Origin of the sequence: Streptomyces silaceus (assembly GCF_001419745.1) — a bacterium.
Classification (GTDB): domain Bacteria; phylum Actinomycetota; class Actinomycetes; order Streptomycetales; family Streptomycetaceae; genus Streptomyces; species Streptomyces silaceus.
Map to the genome: position 1 here is coordinate 1 of NZ_LIRJ01000187.1, position 2,737 is coordinate 2,737.

The 2,737-nt window shown below is 56.7% G+C and carries 1 rRNA gene; it reads left to right on the forward strand.

Annotation, left to right across the window (positions count from 1 at the left end):
- A 23S ribosomal RNA gene (locus tag AOK22_RS18630) occupies positions 1–2,704 on the forward strand; the annotation flags it as partial.
- Positions 2,705–2,737 lie beyond the last annotated feature (33 nt).

Sequence of the window (2,737 nt, forward strand, 5' to 3'; positions counted from 1 at the left end):
GCGTAGAGGGTAAGACCCCCGTAGTCGAAACGTCAGCGGCTCGTTTGAGAGACACCCAAGTAGCACGGGGCCCGAGAAATCCCGTGTGAATCTGGCGGGACCACCCGTTAAGCCTAAATATTCCCTGGTGACCGATAGCGGATAGTACCGTGAGGGAATGGTGAAAAGTACCGCGGGAGCGGAGTGAAATAGTACCTGAAACCGTGTGCCTACAAGCCGTGGGAGCCTTTAGGGGTGACTGCGTGCCTTTTGAAGAATGAGCCTGCGAGTTTGCGGTGTGTTGCGAGGTTAACCCGTGTGGGGAAGCCGTAGCGAAAGCGAGTCCGAATAGGGCGATTTAGTAGCGCGCTCAAGACCCGAAGCGGAGTGATCTAGCCATGGGCAGGTTGAAGCGGAGGTAAGACTTCGTGGAGGACCGAACCCACCAGGGTTGAAAACCTGGGGGATGACCTGTGGTTAGGGGTGAAAGGCCAATCAAACTCCGTGATAGCTGGTTCTCCCCGAAATGCATTTAGGTGCAGCGTCGTGTGTTTCTTGCCGGAGGTAGAGCACTGGATAGGCGATGGGCCCTACCGGGTTACTGACCTTAGCCAAACTCCGAATGCCGGTAAGTGAGAGCGCGGCAGTGAGACTGTGGGGGATAAGCTCCATGGTCGAGAGGGAAACAGCCCAGAGCATCGACTAAGGCCCCTAAGCGTACGCTAAGTGGGAAAGGATGTGGAGTCGCAGAGACAACCAGGAGGTTGGCTTAGAAGCAGCCACCCTTGAAAGAGTGCGTAATAGCTCACTGGTCTAGTGATTCCGCGCCGACAATGTAGCGGGGCTCAAGCGTACCGCCGAAGTCGTGTCATTGCAGCAGATAGCCCCAACGGGTGCTGTGATGGGTAGGGGAGCGTCGTGTGCCGGGTGAAGCTGCGCCGGAAGGCAGTGGTGGACGGTTCACGAGTGAGAATGCAGGCATGAGTAGCGATACATACGTGAGAAACGTGTGCGCCGATTGACTAAGGGTTCCTGGGTCAAGCTGATCTGCCCAGGGTAAGTCGGGACCTAAGGCGAGGCCGACAGGCGTAGTCGATGGATAACCGGTTGATATTCCGGTACCCGCTGTGAAGCGTCAAACATCGAGCCCATTAATGCTAAGGCCGTGAAGCCGCCCCGGAGCCTTCGGGCAAAGGGGAGTGGTGGAGCCGCTGACCCAAGGTGGTAGTAGGTGAGTGATGGGGTGACGCAGGAAGGTAGTCCAGCCCGGGCGGTGGTTGTCCCGGGGTAAGGGTGTAGCCCGTCATCTAGGCAAATCCGGATGACATGTGGGTGAGACCTGATGCCGAGCCGATTGTGGTGAAGTGGATGATCCTATGCTGTCGAGAAAAGCCTCTAGCGAGTTTCATGGCGGCCCGTACCCTAAACCGACTCAGGTGGTCAGGTAGAGAATACCGAGGCGTTCGGGTGAACTATGGTTAAGGAACTCGGCAAAATGCCCCCGTAACTTCGGGAGAAGGGGGGCCACGCCTGGTGAGGGAACTTGCTTCCTGAGCTGGGGGTGGCCGCAGAGACCAGCGAGAAGCGACTGTTTACTAAAAACACAGGTCCGTGCGAAGCCGTAAGGCGATGTATACGGACTGACGCCTGCCCGGTGCTGGAACGTTAAGGGGACCGGTTAGTCAGGATTCGTCCTGGCGAAGCTGAGAACTTAAGCGCCAGTAAACGGCGGTGGTAACTATAACCATCCTAAGGTAGCGAAATTCCTTGTCGGGTAAGTTCCGACCTGCACGAATGGCGTAACGACTTCTCGACTGTCTCAACCATAGGCCCGGTGAAATTGCACTACGAGTAAAGATGCTCGTTTCGCGCAGAAGGACGGAAAGACCCCGGGACCTTTACTACAGTTTGATATTGGTGTTCGGTTCGGCTTGTGTAGGATAGGTGGGAGACTGTGAAGCGGGCACGCCAGTGTTCGTGGAGTCGTCGTTGAAATACCACTCTGGTCGTGCTGGATGTCTAACCTCGGTCCGTGATCCGGATCAGGGACAGTGTCTGATGGGTAGTTTAACTGGGGCGGTTGCCTCCCAAAGGGTAACGGAGGCGCCCAAAGGTTCCCTCAGCCTGGTTGGTAATCAGGTGTTGAGTGTAAGTGCACAAGGGAGCTTGACTGTGAGACCGACGGGTCGAGCAGGGACGAAAGTCGGGACTAGTGATCCGGCGGTGGCTTGTGGAAGCGCCGTCGCTCAACGGATAAAAGGTACCCCGGGGATAACAGGCTGATCTTCCCCAAGAGTCCATATCGACGGGATGGTTTGGCACCTCGATGTCGGCTCGTCGCATCCTGGGGCTGGAGTCGGTCCCAAGGGTTGGGCTGTTCGCCCATTAAAGCGGTACGCGAGCTGGGTTTAGAACGTCGTGAGACAGTTCGGTCCCTATCCTCTGTGCGCGTAGGAATATTGAGAAGGGCTGTCCCTAGTACGAGAGGACCGGGACGGACGAACCTCTGGTGTGCCAGTTGTTCTGCCAAGGGCATGGCTGGTTGGCTACGTTCGGAAAGGATAACCGCTGAAAGCATCTAAGCGGGAAGCCTGCTTCGAGATGAGTATTCCCACCCCCTTTGAGGGGTTAAGGCTCCCAGTAGACGACTGGGTTGATAGGCCAGATCTGGAAGCCCGGTAACGGGTGGAGGTGACTGGTACTAATAGGCCGAGGGCTTGTCCTCAGTTGCTCGCGTCCACTGTGTTGGTTCTGAAAC